Annotated in this window: 8 protein-coding genes; 5 read left to right on the forward strand and 3 right to left on the reverse strand. The window is 71.5% G+C overall.

Annotated elements, in window-relative coordinates:
- The 5 genes from JNW89_RS21930 to prfH all read left to right on the forward strand — a co-directional run.
- The coding region (locus tag JNW89_RS21930) for an ABA4-like family protein (protein ID WP_238450327.1) at positions 1–387 on the forward strand (387 nt) is incomplete at its 5' end.
- A 4-nt stretch (positions 388–391) separates the two neighbouring features.
- Positions 392–1,630 (forward strand): sensor histidine kinase, encoded by a 1,239-nt coding sequence (locus JNW89_RS21935; RefSeq protein WP_238450328.1) that lies wholly within the window; start codon positions 392–394, stop codon positions 1,628–1,630.
- Positions 1,627–2,253, forward strand: coding sequence for a response regulator transcription factor (locus tag JNW89_RS21940; RefSeq protein ID WP_238450329.1), 627 nt, complete (start codon positions 1,627–1,629; stop codon positions 2,251–2,253). The genes JNW89_RS21935 and JNW89_RS21940 overlap by 4 nt, the downstream gene beginning before the upstream one ends.
- Positions 2,254–2,438: 185 nt before the next feature.
- Positions 2,439–3,626, forward strand: coding sequence for an RNA ligase RtcB family protein (locus tag JNW89_RS21945; protein WP_238450330.1), 1,188 nt, complete (start codon positions 2,439–2,441; stop codon positions 3,624–3,626).
- Positions 3,623–4,312: a peptide chain release factor H gene (prfH, locus tag JNW89_RS21950; RefSeq protein ID WP_238450331.1), complete on the forward strand. Its 690-nt coding sequence runs from the start codon at positions 3,623–3,625 to the stop codon at positions 4,310–4,312. The genes JNW89_RS21945 and prfH overlap by 4 nt, the downstream gene beginning before the upstream one ends.
- A gap of 141 nt (positions 4,313–4,453) precedes the next feature.
- On the opposite strand, the gene JNW89_RS21955 is transcribed toward prfH, so the two are convergent.
- The 3 genes from JNW89_RS21955 to JNW89_RS21965 form a co-directional block, all read right to left on the reverse strand.
- Positions 4,454–5,293: an amino acid ABC transporter ATP-binding protein gene (locus tag JNW89_RS21955; RefSeq protein ID WP_238450332.1), complete on the reverse strand. Its 840-nt coding sequence runs from the start codon at positions 5,291–5,293 to the stop codon at positions 4,454–4,456.
- A 5-nt stretch (positions 5,294–5,298) separates the two neighbouring features.
- Positions 5,299–6,093, reverse strand: a complete 795-nt coding sequence (locus JNW89_RS21960) for an amino acid ABC transporter permease (protein ID WP_238450333.1) — start codon at positions 6,091–6,093, stop codon at positions 5,299–5,301.
- Positions 6,094–6,175: 82 nt separating this feature from the next.
- The gene (locus JNW89_RS21965; RefSeq protein ID WP_238450334.1) at positions 6,176–6,994 is read right to left on the reverse strand and encodes a basic amino acid ABC transporter substrate-binding protein; all 819 of its coding nucleotides are present in this window, start codon (positions 6,992–6,994) and stop codon (positions 6,176–6,178) included.
- Positions 6,995–7,326 lie beyond the last annotated feature (332 nt).

Below are 7,326 nucleotides of genomic sequence, written 5' to 3' on the forward strand. Positions count from 1 at the left end.
CCCGCGCTGGTCCGGGACCGTCCGGATCATTTCCTCCCCGCTGATCGTGCTGCCGGTCCTGGTGAGCTACGCGCTGCTGGTGCTCCCGGCGCTCGGCGACGTGCTGCCGGCCGTGACGGCGCCGACCCTGCCGGGGGTGCGCGGCCTGCTCGGCAGCACGACGGCGCGGCGGCGGCCTGGGCGCACATGGTCGGGTTCGACCTGTTCGTCGGCCGGTGGGCCTGGCTGGACGGTCGGGACCGGGGGGTGCCGGCGCTGGTGATGGCTCCGGTGCTGGTGCTGACGATCCTGCTCGGGCCGCTCGGGCTGGCCGCCTACCTCGCTGTCCGGGCGAGGTGGGCCCGGCCGGCGGTTGTTCCGGCCCGCGAGCCGCAGCGCCTAGGCTGATCCGGTGGGGTGGGTGGGACGGCTCTTCGACGCGCGCGACACGTTCGCGCGGATGCTGCTGCTCGACCTCAGCGGCGTCGGCTACCTGGTCTTCGGCGCCCACGCCGGACGCTCACCGACGACCACACAGTGGATCCTCGCGCTGGTCGCGTTCGCCGTCGGGCTGGTGTGCCACCGCCGGGCGCTGGTCAACCTGGTGGCGCAGGCCGCGCTGCTGGCGGTCGCGATCCCGCTCGTCGACGACACCACGATCAACCAGGTCGGTGCCAGCTGGGCCCTGCTGGAGCTGGCCATGCGGGCGGACCGGCCGCGGATCATCTGGCTGGCCGCCGGGCTGCTGGCCGCGGTCGACCTGACCGACTCGATCGGCGACCCGTTCCGGCGGTTCCTCTCCGGCGTCTTCGGGCTGACCGTGGAGGTCGGCGTGCCGCTGCTGCTCGGCCTGGTCATCCGCACCACCCGGGAGCTGGGCCGGCAGGCCGAGGAGCGGGCCGCCGCCGAGCAGCGCCGGCGCGAGTCGGAGAGCCGCGCCGCCCGCGCGGACGAACGCAGCGCCATCGCCCGCGAGCTGCACGACGTGGTCGCGCATCATGTGGCGTCGATGGTGCTGCGGGTGGGCGTGGCCCGGCACGTGCTGACGGAGCTGGATCCGCGGGTGAGCGAGGTCTTCGACGACGTGCACGGCACGGGGACCGCCGCCCTGGCGGACCTGCGCCGGCTGGTCGCGGTCCTGCGCGATCCCGACGGGGTACGCGGTGACGCGGCGCTGACCGCGATCGAGCCGGCGGCGCTTCCGGCGGCACTCGGCGCGGCGGTCGACCGGGCCCGCCAGGCCGGTGTCACCGTGGAGGCCGACATCGACCCGGCGGTCGGTTCGCTCGACGCCGTCCGGGGCCTGGCGGTGTTGCGGCTGACCCAGGAGGCACTGACCAACGTGGCCAAACACGTCGGCACGTCCGCCCGGGCGCGCCTGGCGGTGTCCGTGGTCGACGGGGCCGTGCACTGGGAGGTCTGCGACGACGGGCGCGGCCGGGTGCCGGCGGCGGTGCCGCCCGGCGGTGGCCACGGCATCACCGGCATGCGCGAGCGCGTCGAGGTCCTTGGCGGCCGGCTGGAGGCCGGCCCGACCGGCGCGGGTTGGCGGGTACGCACCGCGCTCCCGGCCGCCGCGTCGACCGCTGCACCCGGCCCGCCGGTCCCCCGCGCCGGCGCGGCCGCATCCCACGAGACGGAGCTCGCATGATCCGCGTCCTGCTGGTCGACGACCAGCACCTCATCCGCGCGGGCCTGCGCATGCTCTGCGACGCCCAGCCCGACATCGAGGTCGTCGGCGAGGCCGACAACGGCCGCGACGCGATCACCCTCGCCGCGCGGCTGGTGCCCGACGTCGTCGTGATGGACCTGCGCATGCCCGGCGTCGACGGGATCACCGCGACCAGCCGGATCCTCGCCGACCGCCCGGCCACCCGCGTGCTGGTGCTGACCACCTTCGGCGACGACGACCACCTCTATCCGGCCCTGACCGCCGGCGCCTGCGGGTTCCTGCTCAAGGACGCACCCCCGGCCGACCTGCTCGACGGCGTCCGCCGGGCCGCCGTGGGCGACAGCCCGTTCAGCCAGGAGGTGCTGCAACGCCTGGTCCAGCGCGCGGTGCACGCCCGTCCCGAAACCCCGCAGCCGGCCCAGGGACTGACCGCGCGCGAGCAGGACGTGCTGAACCTGGTCGCCGAGGGGCTGTCCAACACGGAGATCGCCGACCGGCTGCACATCGGCGTCACCACGGTGAAGACCCACATCACCAGCCTGATGACCAAGACCAACAGCCCCAACCGGGTACGCCTGGCCCTGTTCGCCCGCGGCGGCTGAGTGACGCCTGCGCAGGCGGGAAGCGCGCCTCCGCGCGGTCGAAAGTCGCTTGCCGCGCACGGTGGGCTCCGGGATGGTGGTGTCCATGACGTTCTGACGGACAGCACCCCTGCTCCAGGCCACCGCGGCGCCGACCGGCGCCGTCGTGCCGCCCGTCCGTGCCCTTCCGCGAGAAGCGAGCGTCCTTGTCTCAGCACCATTCCCGGCGGGAGTCCCCGCCGCCGTCCACTCCGGCCACCGTCACCGTGTTCGCCTCCCCCACCAGCTGGATCGAGTCGAATGCCCTCGCGCAGTGCCAGCAGGTGGCCGCCCTCGACGGCATGATCCACGTCGCCGGCATGCCGGACCTGCACCCGGGCAAGGGCGCCCCCATCGGCGCCGCCATGGCGTCGACCGTGTTGTATCCGTTCCTGGTGGGCTCCGACATCGGCTGCGGCATTGCCGTGTTCCCCATGAGGCTCAAGCGCGCCGTACCCGAGAAGCTCGCCGCCCGGTTCCCCGACCTCGACCGCCCGCTGGACCCCGAGCGGGATGCCGACGACCCGGCCTGGGCCGTCGTGGCGGGCGACGTTCCCGCCGGTCACGTCGAGGGCCTCGGAACGGTCGGCCGGGGCAACCACTTCGTCGAGCTGGCGCGGATCGACAGCGTCGTCGAGCCGGGCCACGCGAGCCGTCTCGGGCTCGCCGCCGGCGACCTCGTTCTCATCGTCCACAGCGGTTCCCGAGGGCTGGGCGAGCGGATCCTGCGGGCGCACACTGAGGTCCACGGCGCGGGCCGCGCCCCTGATACCGCCGCCTACCTGGCGAGGCATGACGACGCCGTACGCTGGGGTTCGCTCAACCGGCGGCTGATGGCCGCCCGGGTCGCCCACGCCCTGGGAGCGGAACCCACCGAGCCGATCGTCGATCAGTGCCACAACCTGGTCGAGGTCCGCGACGGGGTCTACCTGCACCGCAAGGGCGCGGCGCCGGGTGACGGCCGCGACGTGCTCATCGCCGGCACGCGAGGCACCCCCTCCTACCTGGTGGCCGCCCACGCCGGCCCGGCTGCCAACCACTCCGTCGCCCACGGCGCGGGCCGCAAGATGTCCCGGGCGGACGCCCTGCGCCGGGGCCGGGCCAAGCACACCGTCGAGGAACTGCGCCGTACCCCGGTGGGGTCGCTGGTGGTGTGCGGGGACCGCCAACTGCTCTTCGAGGAGGCGCCCACTGCCTACAAACGCATCGAGCAGGTGATCAGCGACCTCGTCGACCACGACCTGGCCACTCCCGTGGCCACCACGGTCCCCCTGGTCACCTACAAGACGCCCGACATCGGGTCCACGCCCCGACCGGACCGTCGGGACCACCGCCGTAAGCGGGGCCGGCCATGACCGTCCACCTGCTCATGTCCGCCGGGCGTGGCCCGCAGGAGTGCGCCTGGGCGCTGGCCCAGCTGCTGGGCCGGCTGGCGGCCGACGCCACCCGGCAGAACCTGGTGGCCCATCGGGTCCAGACCGTACCCGGGGACCGGCCCGGCACCTACCGGTCGGCACTGGTCGAGATCTCCGGCGCCGGCGCCGAGGCGTTCGCCGCCTCGTGGAGCGGAACCCTGTGCTGGCAGGCCCCCAGCCCCTACCGCGCGGACGCCGGCCGGAAGAACTGGTACGTCACCGCCCGACCGTGCCGGGTCGACAGCCCGGTCACGACCTTCACGGAAGCAGATGTCGACATCGTCGCCTGCCGGACCGGCGGCCCCGGCGGTCAGCACCGCAACAAGGCCAGCACGGCGGTACGGGCGACCCACCGTCCCTCCGGCATCGTCGTCGTGGTCGACACCGAGCGGCAGTTCAGCCTCAACCGCCGGATCGCCATCCAGTTGCTGCGCCGGCGCATCGAGCACGGCGACGAGACAGCGCGGCGCGCCGCCACCACCGCCCGATGGCGCCTCCACGACGAGCTCGTACGGGGCGACCCCACCCGCATCGAACGGCCGCATCCGTCAGGACAGGACACGGCCACCCCGCTTCGGCCACGCCAGCGACGGCGGCAGTCGGCGCAGCCGCGCTCACCGCGGTAGGAACATCGCATCCGCCACCGACGGGATCGGCACAGCGGAGCGGCGTTCAGGAGAAGCTGACGCGGGGCGGGTCAGTGCAGCGGCGTACCCGTGCCCGCCCTCCGGAACGGTTCCGGCACGGCAGGTCACGATGGGCGACTGTCACAGGTTGTGGCGGTCGTCGGCCGGCAGGCGAGGCAGTTCCGGCGGCTCCGGCGACTGGTCGGGCTGACCGAGCTGCGCGACATGGGTCGGATCGAGGACCCGGGAGAGGAAGGAGCGGGTCCGTTCGTGCCGAGGCGCACCGAGCACCTCCTGCGGCGGCCCCTGCTCGACCACCACGCCGCCGTCCATGAACACGACCCGGTCGGCGACGTCCCGGGCGAACGCCATCTCGTGGGTGACCACCATCATCGTCATGCCGTCCTCGGCCAGCTTGCGCATGACGGTGAGCACGTCGCCGACCAGTTCCGGATCGAGCGCGGAGGTCGGCTCGTCGAAGAGCATCAGCTTGGGGTCCATCGACAGCGAGCGGGCGATCGCCGCCCGCTGCTGCTGCCCGCCGGAGAGCTGCGCCGGGAACGCGTCGGCCTTGTCGGTCAGGCCGACCCGCTCCAGGTTGTCCCGCGCGATCCGCTCGGCCTCGGCGCGACCGCGCCGGAGTACCCGGCGCTGGGCGATGGTGAGGTTGTTCAGCACGGTCAGATGCGGGAAGAGGTTGAACGACTGGAAGACCATGCCGATGCCCCGGCGGACCGAGTCGATCTCGACATCCGGGTCGGTCATCTCGACCCCGTTCACCCAGATCTTGCCGGCGGTCGGCTCCTCCAGCAGGTTGACGCACCGCAGCAGCGTCGACTTGCCGGACCCGGACGGCCCGATGACGCAGACCACCTCGCCGTGGCCGACCTCGAAGTCGATGCCCTTGAGCACTTCGAGCGGCCCGAAGGACTTGTGCAGGTCGCGGATCTCGACGGCGGGCCGGGGTTGGGTAGTCGTCATGTGGGTCACCGAGCCTTGGCGTAGCGGAGTTCGAGGCGTCGTACCACCTGGGAGAGGGGCAGGGTGAGGACCAGGTAGGCGAGGCCGGCCACCAGCAGCGGGGTGGCGTTCACCCGGTCGTTCAGCGTGTCCCGACCGAACTTGGTGACCTCGATGGTCTGGGCTGTCACACCGAGCACGTAGGCGAGCGACGAGTCCTTGGTCAGCAGGATGAGTTCGTTCGTCAGCGGCGGGATGACGACTCGGAAGGCCTGCGGGATGACGATGGTGCGCATCGCGGTGAAGTGCGACATGCCGAGAGTGCGCGCCGCCTCCATCTGCCCCTTCGGCACGGCCTGGATGCCGGCCCGAATGGTCTCGGCCATGTACGCCGCGGCGGTCAATCCGAGACCGATCGCGATCGAACCGAACACCCCGCCCGGAATCTCCCGCTCCGGGAAGGCGATGGGAATGCCGTACCCGACGAGGAAGAGCACCAGCAGCGCGGGCAGACCCCGGAACAGCTCGATGTACGCCGTCGCCACCCAGCGGTACGGAGCGACCCGGGACAACCGCATCAGCGCGAGGACGGTGCCGAACACGAGGCCGAAGGCGAACGCGCCCAGCGTGTAGAGGATCGTGTTGCGCAGCGCGACGGTGATGATCGTCGGGAACATCGACTTGATGATGTCGACCCGGAAGAAGGCCTCCCTCAACCTGTCCCAGTCCGCGGCAAAGATCACCACCGCGATGATGGCGATGAAGGCCAGGTACTGGAGCCAGAGGGACAGCCGCTCTCGCTGGCGGCGTCGCAGCTTCACCGTTCGACGCTCCTTGACTGTGCGGGGGTTGCCGACGCGGAGGGCGCGCGCCAGGCGCGCGCCCTCCTGCCCGGCGCTTGAATCACGCGTTCGGCAGCTTGCCGATCCACTTCTCGTAGATCTTGTCGTAGGTGCCGTCCTGCTTGGCCTTGGCCAGCGTCTCGTTGATCGTCTTGAGCAGTTCCGGGTTGCCGTCCTTCTTCACCGAGAACCCGTACTGCTCGCCGGTGTCGAACTCGGCCGCCACCTCGAAGCCGCCGGCGTGCTCCTTGATGTACTCGGTCCAGACCGGCAGGTCGTTGATGGCGGCCTCGATCTGACCGTTGGCGAGGGCCTGCTGCAGGGCGGCGAGATCCTCGAACTCGACGAGCTGCAGGCCCTTCTCCGCCTCGAACTTCCGGGCGTAGTCACGGCCCGTGGTCGCCGCCTGGACGCCGAGCTTCTTGCCCTTCAGGTCGTCGAGCGACTTGTACGACTTGCCGGTCTTGACCAGCATCGCCTGAGTTGCGTCGAAGTACGGATCGGAGAAGTTCATCACCTTCTGCCGTTCCTCGGTGATCGTCATGCCGGCGGCGGCGGCGTCGCACTTGCCCGTGTTCAGGTCCTGGCCGGACTTGATCCCCTCGAACGGCGTGTCGACGATCGTCTGCTCGACGCCAAGTTCCTTGGCGACCAGGTCCATCACGTCGACGTCGAACCCGATCACCTTGCCGCTGGCATCCTTCGACTGGAAGGGCGCGTACGGCAGGTGGGTGCAGACGGTCAGCTTGCCCTTCTCGACGAGCTTGACCCCGCCCGCCTGGACCTCGCCCTCGTCCTTCTTGGCACATCCCGCGCTCACCGCGAGGGCGGCGATCGCCACGACCAGGCCAGCCTTACGGACTGCGCTGTGGAAAGTCACGCTGTGTCCCTCCGGTTCGGCGCCCGTATGACAGGCAGCCAGTGTTGGTGCAAAGACGATGTGACAGGCGACGGTACCTGATTCGGCAAGCAGTACCTAGATCACCCGGCCCGTTGCGTCGATCCTGCAGTCGTCACCGTCAGTAAACCCGGCACTCGGTATGAAACCGGGCGCCGGTGGCGGTGCCAGCAGACCCGGTACCCGCGCGGACGGTTACCCGCGCGGCTGGGGATCTTCCACACCGCAGCATGGGCATCCGGTCATGCTCGGCCGGCACTTCGCCTCTCGCGGTCAGGCCGCGTAGCGGTCGGCGAGGTCGACGGGGGCGGCGG

The organism is Micromonospora sp. 4G55, assembly GCF_016803375.1.